Below are 15,237 nucleotides of genomic sequence, written 5' to 3' on the forward strand. Positions count from 1 at the left end.
GGATTATGAAAAAAAATTGGCTTCTAATTTTATTTTTTGTTGTGTATGGGGTATCTGGCCAGGAAAAATATATGGCAAGTATTCCCACATTTGGTTTTCCGGTTACAAACAATGTTTTCTATTACACAAAATACCCAGAAGGCTTTAAAGTTTATGCCAATTGTAATTCTGCCGAAACTTGTAAAAATAAATACCCCGAAAGTACATTACAATCTATCTTATCAAGTAAAAATTTTGAATGGGACCAAAGCAACTATAATTATAAAATAAAAAATGACCCTAATCGGTATGAAACAAAAAGTAAACAAGATAAAAACCTAGTATATGCAGAATTATTAAACAAGATTATGTTTGAAACAAATGGACATGAATTTGCAATTATAAAGTATACTATTACTACAAATAATAAAAAAATACCAATCTGTAGTACGTTGATAAAAAAAAACAATCAGTGGTTTGTTTATGTAGCGACCAGAACCATGGCTAAAATGTATATGATGTTTAACTATCTGTCTTCTAGTTCTATAGATGCTATTTTTATGCATAAAAAAACAAATATAAAATCACTAGACAATCAAATAGAAGAGATTTATGCATCAGGACTGCTAGATTTCTCCAAAGCTATATATTCTGAAAGTTCTGAGATGACTCGGGAAGAATTAGAAAAAGTCATCGATCCATTAATGACTCAACAATATTTTGGTATGAATAAATAAAAAGATAAAAAGTAGACACATTAAATAGTAACCATATGAAATATATAATTCCCCTATTTATTACATTTCAAATGTTTTCTCAAGGAACAGATTACAGTCAATTTGATAAAGGGATACCTATTAAAGTTGACTATCTAAAAGAAATATATGACCAGGTAATGTATACGTATAAAGATAATTTATTTACTAATGCGAAATCAGATGATGATTTTATACCAATTCTTAGTGCTTTACAGATCGATACAGATAAGGTACAGCCAATTTTTAGGTATATTTTTTATAGTAGTAATAAGCAATATTCCATTTTTAAATATAAAATAGTTGGAAGTGAATTAGAAACAAAAGCGGTGACAAAGCTACTTGTTTTTGAAAAAGGCGTATTCAGGATAGTAGATACCCCTACCAAGAATGTAAAACTCCTTTATGAAATTTTTAAAATGATCAATCTTGATTTTTATAAAGCTATTAAGAGTGAATCTAACGACTCTAAGTATTCAGAAATAAACAAGCTTAAATCGTTATTAAAAGATAATAACCAAATCATAGATACCAAGAAGCTACTAGAAATTATAAATACTAATAGAGAAAACTTAGACAAATATTTAGATGATAGTTTGTAATAGATAAGAAGACATTATCTACATTTTCTTATGGAAGAATATCCTTTGTTTTATCACCAATTGAGATATAAAAAAATACATCAGGTGTGTACTTCGACTTTTGAGTTACTATTATTCATCTGCTGTGCAAATTCACTATATCATATAAACTCTATAAATCTCTAAGAGAGTAAAATGAAAATCAAATATAAAAATCAGAAAATGAGAGAACCGTCTTTTTATTTTTTCCGTACATACCTTTAGAAGTATATGATTAATACAGATAAAAAATATTTTGATTTTAATAAGTGAGTACCATTAGTCCCGTAAATGTAAAACATATATATAAATTACTAGCAATATTAGTATTACCTATGCTAACGATGAGTCAAACAATTGATTATGATAATATAAAGAGTAGTGATCCTTTTAAAATTACGGGGCAAATTTCTGCTAATGGAGTGTATTATGAATCTAATAAAAATATGAACCGCGAACAATTTACTTATTTTTTGCAAGGGGCTCTTAACATAAATATTTATAGTTTTTCAATCCCTGTTTCTTATAGCTTTTCTAATCAAGGAGGGAATTTAGGATACCAGTTACCTTTTGATTTTAACCGTATAAGCTTGCACCCAAAATACAAATGGGTTACAGGACATATAGGAAATGTAAACATGAGTTTTTCTCCTTTTACCTTAAATGGACATCAGTTTATGGGAGGAGGAATTGATCTTACCCCACCTGGTTCGCTAAAAATAAGTGCTATGGCAGGTAGATTGCTTAAGGCAGTAAATGATGATGGTGATCCAAGAACAATTCCTTCTTATAATCGTGTGGGGTATGGAATAAAAGCAAACTTTGAAAAAGAAAAATACAAAATAGGAGTGATTGGTTTTTATGCCAAAGATGATGAAAATTCTATTGACTCTATTCCAGAACAGAAACAAATATTACCTCAGGAAAACCTGGTAATAAGTGTAGAAGCCGAAGTTAAGTTAGGGAATAATTTTACTATACAAGGAGAATATGCGACCTCTACCATCACCAAAGACCTTAGGGCAGAAGAAATAGAAAATAATGATATTTCTCCGGTAAGAATACTTTTTAATAATCGCGCATCTACAGAATTTTATAAAGCTATTAGTACCCGGTTGGGGTATGCTGTAGGAAAAATAAACTTTGGATTGGGGTATGAACGTATAGACCCAGGATATGAAACTCTGGGGGCATATTATTTTAATAATGATTTTGAGAATATAACCTTAGATGTATCCAATACGTTTTTTGGAGATCGACTCGCACTAGCATTTAATATTGGTTATCAGAGAGATGATTTAAGCAATTTAAAAAACAGTAATACAAATCGTACCGTAGGTGCATTAAATGCAAATCTTAACCTATCTGATAAGCTTAATATTTCTGGAGCATATTCTAATTTTAGTACGTTTACCAATATCAAGCCAAATCAATTTGATGACATTAATGATGGAGATCTTCTAGACGAACAAGTAGAAAATCTCGATTATAAACAATTATCACAGACAGCCGTTTTAGGAATAAATTATGTGCTCTCTGGAAAAAAGCCTGCTCGACAAAACCTAAGTATGAACTACACTCTAAATGATGTTTCTAATGAACAAGGTGGGGTAGTAAGACTGGGAGATGCCTCTACTTTTCATAATGTAAACCTTGGACATACCATAGGTTTTTCTAAAAGAAACCTAAGTATTACAACCTCTCTTAATGGGACTTATAATACTATTGGGAGAGAAGACGCAACCACTTGGGGCCCTAACCTAAGTGTTATCAAAAAGTATTTCGAAAAAACATTACAAACAAGATTTTCTGTCGGGTATAATACCACTAACAACAGTACTTCGAATATTAGTATAATAAACCTTAGAGGGGGGATGACTTATGCGCTGAAGAAAAAACATAATTTTAATCTTAATCTCATACAATTATTTAGAAACGGTAGTAGTAATGATAATCTAAGCGAGTTTACAGCGACTTTTGGATATAATTACTCTTTTGGACTTAAAAAACCAAAAATTGATTTCAATAAAAAACCAAAAGAGCAAAACGATACTATTAGGGTACAATATAGAAAGTATCGCTATGAAGGTTTGCCTAAAGATATTACACCGCAGTTACTAGCACTTCCAAAAAAGGAAGGTTTTGCAAATCTAATAGAAGATAAAAAAGGAAAACTTATCACATTAGGAAAACAACTGGTAGAAACCCAGAATAAGGATAAACGGGTATACAGAGAGATAGCAGTTAACTATCTTAAATCAATGAACCTTTATTTTGACTTTATAGAATTTTATAATGAAAAAATCTATGAAGCTTATTTAAAACTAGTTCGTGAAGCTCAGGAGGTTGATCGTGAAATACGAGATGAATATACCGTCTTAACTGGTAAAATAAATAGTACAGAACAAAAAGATTCAGAAAATCTAAAACGGCAAAAGGTACTAAAGAGAAGATATGAATCTCATACCAAACTATTACGGTCATTATTACTATGGAATCTAAAACCTGAAGATATAGAAAATACAGAAGGAGATATTATGATACTCAAAAAACGTAATGCAGTAAAAGTATTCTCAATGTATCAAAATAAAGAATCAGAAGAGCGAATAGTTAATTTCATTGAAATTAGACTGGCAGATTTGTTTCATAGATTACTCGAAGAATACGAATAAAAAAACAAAAGTAACTATCATTAGCAGGGGGCTTTTTTATTAAAATTAAAAACTTCACTAAATTATTTTAGTGATTCTTAAAACCAAATTGAATCATGGTAAAAGACAAGTTAGATCAGAAAATAATTAAATTACTTAAAAGTAACTCTAGATTTTCTTATGCTCAGATAGGGCGTGAAATTGGACTTTCATCATCTGCTGTAGGAGAGAGAATTCAGAGATTAGAGGAAACCGATGTAATCGAATTTTATACCACAATAATAAACTACGAAAAACTCGGATACACTTTATCTACTTATATTTCTATGCGTTTTAAAACGGCCGATAAGTTTTTTCACTTCGTAAAATTAATAAGAGATTTTTCTGAAATACTAGAATGCAGCAGAGTTACGGGAGATACTTCTCTTATCATGAAAGTAATTGTCTATGATCATCATCATCTAGAAGATTTTATTGATACCATATCCCAGTACGGAATACCTTCAACTTCTCTTATTCTGTCTGATATTGTAAAAGAAGGGATCATTATAAAAAGCAATATTGGAAGACATCACATATAAATTGGTTTTAGGTGAACTCGTCTTGATTTTTTATAATTTTCTACAAAAAAATCTTAATTTTTTGGTCAAATGAAAAAAGTCAAGATGCGTTCTATTTATAATTAGGATTGAACCAAGCCATATGTAGTGGGGTTTCAAATTTGAGTTCGAAATAAATATTTTGTCCTTTTGCCTTCCTTCATTAATAAAACTAAGGCTTTTATAAAATTTCACATTTCGATCATTGTGTTCTCTGGTGTATAATTCGATCCGAAAGATATGAGTTACGTCTGTTTTTACATCTTCTAAAAATAGTTCGAATAATTTTCGTCCAATTCCTTTTTTCAGATGATTTGGGTCAACTACTATTGTTATATCTGTTAATATGTGCTGAAAAGTATAAATACTTGGTGTATATGCATGAATTTCACCAACAATCTTGTGATGTATAAGCGCAATTAGAACGTGCCCATTATCGATAGAATTTTCTAAAAATTGAGAAATATACTGTAGATTAACTTCATTTGTATTACGAATAATCCCATCATCAACCTCCGCCGTTTTTTTGTAGAGCTGTAACACTGTTTGTCTATAAAAGTATACACTATCTTATCATCGGATGTTTTTTTGGGTCAATAAACCGAGAATTTGAATATTCTAATAAAAAGCACATGATATCAAACAAATAATTATTTTAGTGATGTCTTTTTGTAGTATCATTCTCTTGTTCTTGTAGATCAATTAACTTTATTATTTCTACTGCTCTTTTTTCATCGATAAAAACTCCAGGGTGTGATTCAGGATAATTTCTTGTAGTACCATAAAATTGTTGCCATTTACCTGCATGATACTCTTCTTTTTTCCACGAATCAGTTATAATAACTCTAATCAAAGAATACCTTTTTTTACCATTAGTATAGTATTGTTCTAAGTGATAAAGAAGTATTTCTGATTTGTTAATTTCTCCTTTCATCGTTATAAAACAGTTTCGTTGATTTGTCATTAATGTTCTACATGAACTATTGAAGTTCTAAATCTTATCAAGAAAACAAAAGGACGTGCTTTCTATTATAAATTTATGGTTATATTACGAATATACTAATGATAAACGTACTGAAAATCAAGTGTTTTTCCGGTGAATTGAGTTTTTTGTGATGTTTTTACCTAAGATTTTAAGGCGATTAATGAATGGTAGTGATATCCTTATTTGACCTGTTGGTGTTTAAGTTTTATTTTTAATTATATAGGTTTTGAAAAATAAAGAAGAGTGTATTTCTATGAGCTGAGAGAATTTACATCCTCAAGTAATTAAAATTCTGTTTCTGATTTAGCTCCTTACATTTCATTTTTCATCGTAAAGTTGTTATTGCTCTTGATGATCAATTAATATCATTATTTCTACAGCTTCTTTTTCACTGATAAATATACCAGGATTTTGATTACGATAATAATTCTTAATATTTTGAATTGGATGCCATCTACCGTTATGATATTTTTCTCTTTTCCAATTGTCAAATACTTTAACTCTAATTAGAGAATATTCTTTTTTGTTATTTTCTGTATACTCTTCTAAATGATAAAATAATACTTCTGATTTGTGTATTCGTTCTTCGGTCTTTATTAGACAATTTTGTTGATCGGTCATTAATATTCTAAATTGATTATAAAAGTTTTAAATCACACCAAGAGGATAACGTGATGTGTTTTTCTATTGTAAATTTATAGTTATGTTTTGAAAATAACGATGAGTAGTTTCCTGAAAAACAGCAATTTTTCAGGAAAATCAAGTTTTTTTGAAATGGTTTTTGCTTGAACGAGTAAAGGAGTTACAGAAAGGTTATTTCACGAAGTTGATTTTATAATTTCAGTAAAAATTAAGGCTATAATGACATAAATAGTAGTGATTTAAAAACAATGTATATATCTATCATAATCTCTTATGTTATGCTATCTGTTTTCATAGTATAATATCTTCTTAGATTTTTTTGAGAAGAATATTACTTTATTATTTATGGTTACTTTTCTCTTGAACTCAAATTGTAAGCAATAATGATTTGGATAAAATAAAAGACCATTAAGAGAAACTCATTCATTGTAAATGATTCCTCTTAATGGGAACTATTTTACATTAAAAGGCACATATGCCCCAGTGAAGGTGACATTTTCCTGAGCAGCAATCTCTATGCCTATCACAATCTATAATCTGTGGTATGCAATCGAATGATAAAGAACCGCCATTAATGCTTTTTTGCTCTTCTTTTTTTAAAACTTTAATTTTTTCTACGTTTAAAATGTTTTTAATCATTGTATGAATATTTGAAGGTTAATTTATTTATTCTTTTAAACCAGCAGTAAGCATAAGAATAGTAGCTAATAGTTAGATTAATATTGTGTTTAGTTCTATAAGTTCACTAACTAAAAAGCACATAAACCTTTAAATATACCAGTTGTATTACAGGTAGTACAGCAATCTTCATTGCTTCGGCATGGGCGAATTTCGGGCAAACAGTCAGAAGCAAAAGATCCGGCATTAACAGACTTTTGTTCTTCTTTTTTTAAAATTTTAATTTTTTCTACGTTTAAAATGTTTTTAATCATTGGGAAATATATTTAGGTTAATGTTTTTATAATAGAATACTATAATACGTGACACACATGTCTAATCCAGAGAAGCGTAAAACGAATAGTTTCTATTTTTCTAAAGGTAGCTAAACAGCTTTTTTATTTCTAAATAAAGTATCCCAAAAACAGCTAAGAAGAGAGGTATAACATGCGTTTTTTTGTTAAAAAACCACGGATTTTTAGAAATGAAGTAAAAACAAGGTATAGCTAAATTCTTGAATAATGTTTTTTCGATTAAATCATGTTTTCCTATTACGTTATATAGTAGTATATCTCACAATTTAACTTTAACAATCTTTTAACTCTTCTAAAAAAACCATACGCTAATCACCTTCGTAAGTATGGCCGTAAACTTTTAAAATAAAAAAAATGAACATTATTAAAAAAACAAACTTGTTTATTATTGGCGGCCTCCTTTCAATAGGAATAGTACTAATGGCTGCTGATCATTTAGATGCTCCAAGTGTTGCCGGGGGTACTGCAGACATCACAGATGTTTATGCTTTTGAAGGAGCAAACCCAGACAACACCGTTTTTGTCGCAAATGTACAAGGGCTTTTGACACCGGGAGCTACTGCTCAATTTGATGAAAATGTATTAGTAGAGATCAACATTGATAATACTGGAGATCAGGTAGAAGATTTGGTGCTACAAGCTATTCCTAGAGATGATGTGATGTATTTCTTTGGGCCTTATGCCCCAGGTACAACAGGATTAAACAGTACTATCGATGATAAAACTGAATATTTAGGTCAGGTAGCAATTAGTACGGGAGCAAACGCAACTACGGCAACTGCTAATGGGATCTCTTATTTTGCAGGTCTTCGTAAAGATCCGTTCTTCTTTGCTTTTAGTGAGTTTAATCAAGTAATCGCGGGAACATCTACAGCACCAGCGGGTGGATTTAACGATCCGGGTACTGATGATTTTCTTGGAACCAATGTATTGTCTATAGTAGTAGAAGTACCTAATACATTATTAGGAGGAACTTTTGATCATCCTGCAGGAACAGGAGTACAAGTATTCAACACCTGGGTAGAAGCAAAAAGAAAACAATAATAAGAAGATAAATTTTTTAAAAATACAAACATGATGAAATTAAATAATATAAAATATATAGTAGCCACTCTTGTAATTGCCATTGGAGTATGCAGTTGTAACAAAGATGATGATGGTGGAGTAGTAATCCCACCACCAGTACAGATAGATTTTTCTGGGACATTTGTTCAGGTAGATCAAATGGGAAGACCAGGTATTAATACTGTTTTTAATGGAACCGATGATACTAAAAACAATTTTAATGTTACGATTCCTTCTGAGCAAGGAGCAGCATTTCAACCGGCATTTTTACAACGTTTAAATGATCTTCATGCTGCATTTGGCGTAACCTATGAAAATAATATATTAGGTCTTGATGCGGCAACATTAACTACTATTCTAGCTACAGATGTATTATGGGTAGCACCAGATGGACCAACGACTTATTTTGATGGAGCTAATGTACTTACAGGTAGAAATTTAAGCGATGATGTGATCGATGTTTCTTTAACCCTTATGTTTGGAGGAATGAATGGAGATCGATTTAGCGGCCAGGATCTTGATGGAGATGGTGTAGAAGATTTACCATTATTGGTTAGTGATGGAGTACCTTCATCAGTAAATGCTTTAGCTTCATTCCCATACTTAGAAAACCCTAACTAACATTTAAAATATAACCCCTGCTTATCTAGTCATAATCGAACGAAGTCGAGAAATTACCCCGTATTATATTCTAAAACATCGACTTCGTTCTTTATGACAATCCTAAAATTGCCTCGAATACAAAAACTTCAAAAAACAAAAAAGATGAAATTAATAAACATAATATATGTAATGGTTATGGTATGCATTGTTGTTTCATGTCAGAAATCAAAAAATATCATTACCAGCCCCCAGGATTATGAAGCATATCTTCAGAAAAAAGAAAATCCAAAAGCTCAACAAGCTCAAAAAGAATTACAGTTCTGGAATAACAGAATAAAAGAAGATAGTACACAAATTCTTGCTATGTCTCGTGCAACGGGAGTCTATTCACAGTTATTTCAATATACAGGAGATATACAACATCTTAAAAAGGCAGAACAAGTACTCCTCAAATCTGTAGCTGTAGCCGTTATAAAAAAAGAAGGATACTTGTTGGCATTGGCACAGAATTTTATTTCTCAACATCGATTTAATGAAGCAAAAAAAGCGGCAGAAGGTGCTTTTATATTAAATCCTAATACCGCATCTAGATTAGTATTGTTTGATGTCTCTATGGAATTAGGAGAGTTTGACGAAGCAGAAAAACATTTAGAAAGTGTTGCAAATACAAGTGATTACAATTTTTTAATTCGATTGGCAAAATGGAATGATTATAAAGGTAACCTGGATGCTACGATACGCTATATGGAAAAGGCAAAATCGATTGCAGAAAGCGGTAAAAACCAAAGTCTAATCCTATGGTCATATACAAATATTGCAGATTATTATGGTCATGCTGGTAGGATTAAGGATTCGTATGACCATTATTTAAAAGCATTAGAAATAGACCCTTCAAATGGATATGCCAAAAAAGGAATTGCATGGATTGCCTATTCATACGAGAAGAATCCAGATGAAGCGTTAAGAATTATTGATGCCGTGATAGAGGCCCATCAAAATCCTGATTACTACTTATTAAAAGCTGAAATTGCCGAATTTCAGAATAACAAAAAAAACAAACACCAAAGTCTTGCTGCCTATCAAGAGACTGTTGATGATCATAGGTATGGCGATATGTATAATGCCTACAATGCATTACTTCTGGCAGAAGAACACCAAGAATTTGATAAAGCTTTGCAGATTGCAGAAAGAGAGATTGCTAATCGGCCAACGCCAGAAACCTATGATTTAAAAGCATATATCCTTACGCTTAAGGGAGACTATAAACAAGCATTAGAAATCGCACAAGAACATATCATCGATAAAACTTTTGAACCAGAAGCTAATTATCATATCGCAGAGATTTATAAAGCCAATGGTATGCTCGATAAAGTAAAAGCTATAAAGCAAGAACTATTGGAGAGTAGTTACGAGTTAGGACCTGTATTATCTAAAAGTATTATAAAACTATAACCAAAAACACATGAAGTACTGTATTTATATACTAATGATCTTTTGTTTTGGTTATGTACAAAGCCAAACTATAAAAGGTAAGATTCAGGACACTTTTACTAATCCTCTAGATGGAGCATATGTTTTGAATACGACATCAGAAAATCATACACATACCCTTGAAAACGGAAAATTTGTTTTAGATAATGTTTCTGTTGGGGATACACTAACCATTCGTTTGTTAGGATTCGAAACCCAACAATTAGTGGTTAGAAGAGAAGATTTTAATAAAGAACAGTCGATTATATTAAAAGATAAGATTTTTCAGCTGGATGAATTGATCATAAAGCAAGAAATAAACCCACTTCAGCTCATCACTAAACTAGATATGAGGACCAATCCGGTTAATTCTTCTCAGGAAGTACTTCGTAAGGTTCCTGGTCTATTTATAGGGCAACATGCAGGAGGAGGAAAAGCAGAGCAAATATTTCTTAGAGGTTTTGATGTAGATCATGGTACCGATATTGCTATTTCTGTAGATGGAATGCCAGCGAATATGGTTTCTCATGCCCACGGACAAGGATATGCAGACCTTCATTTTGTAATACCAGAAACTATAGATAAGGTAGACTTGGGTAAAGGTGCTTACTATGCAGATCAAGGAAACTTTAATACTGCAGGGTATGTGTCTTTTTATACCAAAGAAAGGTTTAGAAAAAATCAAATCAAAATAGAGGCAGGAGATTTTAATACCCTTAGAACGGTTGGTTTATTTAATCTTTTTGAAGCTTCGGCAAAAGAAGATATGATTTTGGCATTAGAATATCTCGAAAGCGATGGTCCTTTTGAGTCAGGACAGAATTTTAACAGGATTAATCTAGCTACTAAATATACAACACAGCTTTCTGATAATAATAAGATATCGGTATCCGGATCTCATTTTACCAGTAGATGGGATGCTTCGGGTCAGATTCCAACCAGAGCAGTAGAACAAGGTTTAATTACCAGATTTGGTGCAATAGACGATACTGAAGGGGGTACTACATCGAGAACGAATTTTAATGTTAATTATAATAAATTTATATCTGATAATACTACATTCAAAACCAATGCCTATTATGCTCATTATGATTTTGAGTTGTATTCTAATTTTACTTTTTTTCTTAATGCCCCTGTTAATGGTGACCAGATCAAACAAAAAGAAGACCGTAACATTTTTGGGTTCAATAGCAAATTAAAATCATTTTTCTCCTGGAATGATATTAATGTTGATGTTAATGCAGGAATAGGGGTTCGCAATGATGCTATTGCTGATAATGAATTGTCCCGAACTCGTAATAGAGCACAGACACTGCAAAATGTAAGTTTAGGAAATGTGAATGAAACTAATGCATATGGTTTTGTTGAAACTACTTTTGACTTCGGAAAACTAAAAATAACACCAGCGCTTCGATTAGATTATTTTAAATATATATATGAAGATGCACTTTTATCGAATTATGAGACGCAATCCAATACAAAAAGCATTCTTACTCCAAAACTTCAATTTTCATATGACCCTACAGATAACCTGAATGTTTTCTTAAAATCAGGAATTGGTTTTCATGGTAATGATACCAGGGTAGTAGTAGCACAGCAAGGCGAAGAAATATTGCCCAAAGCGTATTCGATGGATGTAGGGTTAAACTGGAAACCGTTTTCAAGACTATTTTTTAATACGGCATTTTGGTACTTAAAACTAGATCAGGAATTTGTGTATGTCGGGGATGAAGGTGTTGTAGAACCGAGTGGTAAAACAAGAAGATTAGGACTAGATCTAAGTGCTAGGTATCAAATTAAGGATTGGCTATATTTTGACACAGATATTACGTACACAAAATCCAGAAGTTTGGATGCACCTATGGGAGAAGACCACATACCATTGGCTCCAAAGTTTACAGCTGCAGGAGGAATCACTTTTGATAAGATACACAACTTTTCTGGTGGATTTAGATACCGATATTTGGGAGATCGAGCTGCAAATGAAAACAATAGTATTGTAGCAAAAGGCTATACCATTGTCGATGCAAATGTTAATTATACATGGAATAACTTTAACATTGGAGTTACCGTAGAAAACTTATTTAACAGTGAATGGAACGAAACGCAATTTGCTACCGAATCCAGATTGTTTAATGAATCTGAATCGATAGAAGAAATACACTTTACTCCCGGTACACCTTTTTTTGCTAAAGTAGGAGTAACATATAGTTTTTAAGTGTGAAAATTAATATTGTGTTAAGCGGTATTAATTATGAAATAACCTCAATTTATTAATTGTTGTTTGTTTTTTGATGTTTAGAAAAGCTTGTTTGCAGGGGCGCAAATGGGCTTTTCTTATTTCGTTTTTTTGATATTTAATCTTTGACCAGAATGATAATATAACCATAGTATGAACAAAAAACTAAAGGTAACGATAGGCCCAATAGATCAAACCAAATTGAAGTAACAATCTAATGACTAAAATAAATTTTGGTAAGTTTAAACTTGCTTTTTTGTGTTTAAGCATATGTACATGAACTGGAAAAAATAGAATGAGCATAAAAATTATACTCCAGGCAGAAACTGTTCTGGTTGTTGTAAATAATAAACCGCAACTCACAAGAATTTCAGCAATACCACTTAGATAAACCAATAGCTTATGATACGGAATATATAATGGCATTATTCTCATGAATGCCTTAGGACGAATTAGATGAAAAACTCCGGCAATAGCGAAGATCAAGGATAAAAGATATAGGTGCCAGCTCATTAAATCTCAGTGTTTTTTACTTTATACGTTATGTATATGATTTTTATTTCGACCTATCATTATAATAAATGAAAATATCTAATTAGAATTTTACCAGTTGATTTATATCAGTGCGTTAGAATTACGACGCTACAGTCCCCAATGTGTATAATTGCTCCATAGTAGGAGATTCACTACCGCCTTCAGGTTCTAGAGTTATCCCAAAGGCTTCGGATTTGTTGGGATTGTTTAACATGAAAATTTTAGTGTCATCTTTGTTAAATTCATCCAATATTCCCATACTAGTAGGTGTTAATGGATCAAGTTTTAGTGACCATACTTGATATACTTTTCCTGGTGGGGGAGTTGGTAGACCTGCTACATCGATATAAGCGGTTTGTTTATCTTTATCCCAATATACAGCAGCATATGCAGTAGGATCAATCTGTTGTGCCTGCAATGGAATTTGTATAATATCTTTATTTCTCAATACGCTTAATAAAGATTTAGTTTTAGAAAGATCTTCTTCGACAACATTTATTTTCCCTTCTAAAAGTATTTTTTCTGTTTGATTGGTTACAAGTTGTTGTTGTAATGTTCTGTTCTTATTAAACTGAACAAATAATCCAATTAATAAAGCTACAGATGCTGCCCAACCGATATATGTGGGTATGTTATTGCGTTTTCGAGTAATTGAGATTACATCGCCGGTATTCGCAGATTCAATTTGATTTTTAATTTTAGTATATGTTGGTGCTGTAGGAGTAGGAGCGGCTGCACTAGAAAGTTGATGTAAAGCTTTTTCTATACGATCTACCTCTTTTACCGCTTCAGGGTATTTTTGTAGTACCTTATATACTTCGGTATTCTCTTTTTCAGAGAGTGAACCATAGACGTATAGTTCTAAAATACCTGATGCTATGTATGCTTTAATATCCATGTACTACTATACTTCTAATACTTGTTTTAATTTATTGATACAAATTCTATTTCTCGTTTTAACTGTTCCTAAAGGAATATCAAGTTTTTCCGCAGTTTCTTTTTGTGTATACCCTTTAAAAAACAACAAGTCTATTACTTTTATACAAAGAGGTTCTAATGCGGCTATGTATTTTTTAATCCCTATACTATCTATTTTACTGGTAAAATTAGTTTTGTCCTCCAGTATATCTACGAAATAATCGGCAGTAAGGTTTTGCGAAGCATTCTTAAAATTTTTAGATCGCGTCTTATCAATAGCTGCATTACGCGCTATATTAAGAATCCAGGTAAAAAACCGTCCTTTCTTCTCAGAATAAGAATTTGCATTATTCCATATTTTTATAAACACATCTTGTAACACTTCTTCAGATAACACTTCGTCTCTTAATATATTATGAATAATACCGAAGACATTTTCAGAATACATATCATAAATACTTTTAAAAGCTGCTTGATTTTTATGTTGCAAAGCTATAATAAGTTCTGTAGGTTGCATTCTATTCATAAACAATTGATTATTGAAAATACTATTTTTCATTGATCAAAACAAGAGAAGTTATCAAAAGCTAACTTTTTATCATTGTATACAACAACCCGTTGTGTATTTTAATTAGAATTCGTTAGTTTAATGAATCTTATCGAGTTTAGATAATAAAGAACTCACTAGAAACACTGTTCTTGACATCTACCTAGCACAAAAGATTTTTTGATAAAAAAACATCAATACTGTTCGAAATAATTATTTTGATATACAACGGGTTTGATTTAACATATGTTTTGATGATGTGTATTTTATTATTGTCTTAAAATATTTATTTGTTATATAAAAGTAATTTGATTTTTCATTTTCTTTTTTATTATTCAAATCAAATTTATATATCCGTTTTAGCTCTTTGGTAAGCAAGTTCTCTATTTTTAACCCCTTGTTAATTTATAAAATTTACTTTCAAAAAGCTTTTTCCACTTAAAGATTATAAAAAATAATAGTTAAGTATCTAAACGGATATACAATTTGAATACATCATGAAGCGAACAGATGTATATTCTTTACTAAAGTAGTTATATAGTATATGGGTATCTAAATACAATAACCTGAAAAAATAAGTTCTCACCGATGAATTAAATGATTTTTAAAGCATAAACAGCAAAACCAGCTTTTAGTATAAAAATCAAAAACTCTGATCT

Annotated in this window: 14 protein-coding genes; 8 read left to right on the plus strand and 6 right to left on the minus strand. The window is 31.1% G+C overall.

What is annotated here, in order from left to right:
• Positions 1 to 5: 5 nt before the first annotated feature.
• From Z053_RS0121690 to Z053_RS0121705, 4 genes are all read left to right on the plus strand, one after another.
• A complete protein-coding gene (locus tag Z053_RS0121690) occupies positions 6 to 716 on the plus strand; it encodes a hypothetical protein (protein ID WP_025667067.1) in 711 nt (236 codons plus the stop codon).
• A 35-nt stretch (positions 717 to 751) separates the two neighbouring features.
• The gene (locus Z053_RS0121695; protein ID WP_035096542.1) at positions 752 to 1,336 is read left to right on the plus strand and encodes a hypothetical protein; all 585 of its coding nucleotides are present in this window, start codon (positions 752 to 754) and stop codon (positions 1,334 to 1,336) included.
• Between the two features lie 362 nt (positions 1,337 to 1,698).
• Entirely contained in the window at positions 1,699 to 4,026 is a 2,328-nt protein-coding gene (locus Z053_RS0121700; RefSeq protein WP_025667069.1) for a TonB-dependent receptor, read from the plus strand.
• 95 nt (positions 4,027 to 4,121) lie between these two features.
• Positions 4,122 to 4,586, plus strand: coding sequence for an Lrp/AsnC family transcriptional regulator (locus Z053_RS0121705; RefSeq protein ID WP_025667070.1), 465 nt, complete (start codon positions 4,122 to 4,124; stop codon positions 4,584 to 4,586).
• A gap of 30 nt (positions 4,587 to 4,616) precedes the next feature.
• Here the strand turns inward: Z053_RS0121705 and Z053_RS32215 are convergent, their stop codons facing one another.
• The 3 genes from Z053_RS32215 to Z053_RS0121720 all read right to left on the minus strand — a co-directional run bounded on the left by Z053_RS32215 (position 4,617) and on the right by Z053_RS0121720 (position 6,210).
• Entirely contained in the window at positions 4,617 to 5,147 is a 531-nt protein-coding gene (locus tag Z053_RS32215; RefSeq protein WP_025667071.1) for a GNAT family N-acetyltransferase, read from the minus strand.
• Positions 5,148 to 5,259: 112 nt separating this feature from the next.
• The gene (locus tag Z053_RS0121715; RefSeq protein ID WP_025667072.1) at positions 5,260 to 5,538 is read right to left on the minus strand and encodes a hypothetical protein; all 279 of its coding nucleotides are present in this window, start codon (positions 5,536 to 5,538) and stop codon (positions 5,260 to 5,262) included.
• Between the two features lie 390 nt (positions 5,539 to 5,928).
• Positions 5,929 to 6,210, minus strand: coding sequence for a hypothetical protein (locus tag Z053_RS0121720; RefSeq protein ID WP_025667073.1), 282 nt, complete (start codon positions 6,208 to 6,210; stop codon positions 5,929 to 5,931).
• 1,355 nt (positions 6,211 to 7,565) lie between these two features.
• Here Z053_RS0121720 and Z053_RS0121730 point away from each other — a divergent pair.
• The 4 genes from Z053_RS0121730 to Z053_RS0121745 all read left to right on the plus strand — a co-directional run bounded on the left by Z053_RS0121730 (position 7,566) and on the right by Z053_RS0121745 (position 12,558).
• Positions 7,566 to 8,246, plus strand: a complete 681-nt coding sequence (locus Z053_RS0121730; protein ID WP_025667075.1) for a DUF4331 family protein — start codon at positions 7,566 to 7,568, stop codon at positions 8,244 to 8,246.
• A gap of 30 nt (positions 8,247 to 8,276) precedes the next feature.
• The gene (locus Z053_RS0121735; RefSeq protein ID WP_316930205.1) at positions 8,277 to 8,888 is read left to right on the plus strand and encodes a DUF4331 family protein; all 612 of its coding nucleotides are present in this window, start codon (positions 8,277 to 8,279) and stop codon (positions 8,886 to 8,888) included.
• A gap of 144 nt (positions 8,889 to 9,032) precedes the next feature.
• A complete protein-coding gene (locus Z053_RS0121740) occupies positions 9,033 to 10,322 on the plus strand; it encodes a tetratricopeptide repeat protein (RefSeq protein ID WP_025667077.1) in 1,290 nt (429 codons plus the stop codon).
• A 10-nt stretch (positions 10,323 to 10,332) separates the two neighbouring features.
• Entirely contained in the window at positions 10,333 to 12,558 is a 2,226-nt protein-coding gene (locus Z053_RS0121745) for a TonB-dependent receptor (protein WP_025667078.1), read from the plus strand.
• 186 nt (positions 12,559 to 12,744) lie between these two features.
• Here the strand turns inward: Z053_RS0121745 and Z053_RS0121750 are convergent, their stop codons facing one another.
• The 3 genes from Z053_RS0121750 to Z053_RS0121760 all read right to left on the minus strand — a co-directional run bounded on the left by Z053_RS0121750 (position 12,745) and on the right by Z053_RS0121760 (position 14,548).
• The gene (locus Z053_RS0121750) at positions 12,745 to 13,092 is read right to left on the minus strand and encodes a DoxX family protein (protein WP_025667079.1); all 348 of its coding nucleotides are present in this window, start codon (positions 13,090 to 13,092) and stop codon (positions 12,745 to 12,747) included.
• Between the two features lie 121 nt (positions 13,093 to 13,213).
• Positions 13,214 to 14,011 (minus strand): anti-sigma factor, encoded by a 798-nt coding sequence (locus Z053_RS0121755; RefSeq protein ID WP_025667080.1) that lies wholly within the window; start codon positions 14,009 to 14,011, stop codon positions 13,214 to 13,216.
• A gap of 6 nt (positions 14,012 to 14,017) precedes the next feature.
• Complete coding sequence (locus tag Z053_RS0121760) at positions 14,018 to 14,548, minus strand: RNA polymerase sigma factor (protein WP_025667081.1); 531 nt, start codon at positions 14,546 to 14,548, stop codon at positions 14,018 to 14,020.
• Between the last annotated feature and the right edge of the window lie 689 nt (positions 14,549 to 15,237).

Source organism: Aquimarina megaterium XH134 (assembly GCF_000520975.1).
Taxonomy (GTDB): Bacteria; Bacteroidota; Bacteroidia; order Flavobacteriales; family Flavobacteriaceae; genus Aquimarina; species Aquimarina megaterium.

Bases quoted from the DNA above. Each gene is read 5' to 3' on its own strand.
- Z053_RS0121690 (WP_025667067.1), top strand. From the start codon at position 6: ATGAAAAAAAATTGGCTTCTAATTTTATTTTTTGTTGTGTATGGGGTA.
- Z053_RS0121695 (WP_035096542.1), top strand. From the start codon at position 752: ATGAAATATATAATTCCCCTATTTATTACATTTCAAATGTTTTCTCAA.
- Z053_RS0121700 (WP_025667069.1), top strand. From the start codon at position 1,699: ATGAGTCAAACAATTGATTATGATAATATAAAGAGTAGTGATCCTTTT.
- Z053_RS0121705 (WP_025667070.1), top strand. From the start codon at position 4,122: ATGGTAAAAGACAAGTTAGATCAGAAAATAATTAAATTACTTAAAAGT.
- Z053_RS0121715 (WP_025667072.1), bottom strand. From the start codon at position 5,538: ATGAAAGGAGAAATTAACAAATCAGAAATACTTCTTTATCACTTAGAA.
- Z053_RS0121720 (WP_025667073.1), bottom strand. From the start codon at position 6,210: ATGACCGATCAACAAAATTGTCTAATAAAGACCGAAGAACGAATACAC.
- Z053_RS0121735 (WP_316930205.1), top strand. From the start codon at position 8,277: ATGATGAAATTAAATAATATAAAATATATAGTAGCCACTCTTGTAATT.
- Z053_RS0121740 (WP_025667077.1), top strand. From the start codon at position 9,033: ATGAAATTAATAAACATAATATATGTAATGGTTATGGTATGCATTGTT.
- Z053_RS0121745 (WP_025667078.1), top strand. From the start codon at position 10,333: ATGAAGTACTGTATTTATATACTAATGATCTTTTGTTTTGGTTATGTA.
- Z053_RS0121750 (WP_025667079.1), bottom strand. From the start codon at position 13,092: ATGAGCTGGCACCTATATCTTTTATCCTTGATCTTCGCTATTGCCGGA.
- Z053_RS0121755 (WP_025667080.1), bottom strand. From the start codon at position 14,011: ATGGATATTAAAGCATACATAGCATCAGGTATTTTAGAACTATACGTC.
- Z053_RS0121760 (WP_025667081.1), bottom strand. From the start codon at position 14,548: ATGCAACCTACAGAACTTATTATAGCTTTGCAACATAAAAATCAAGCA.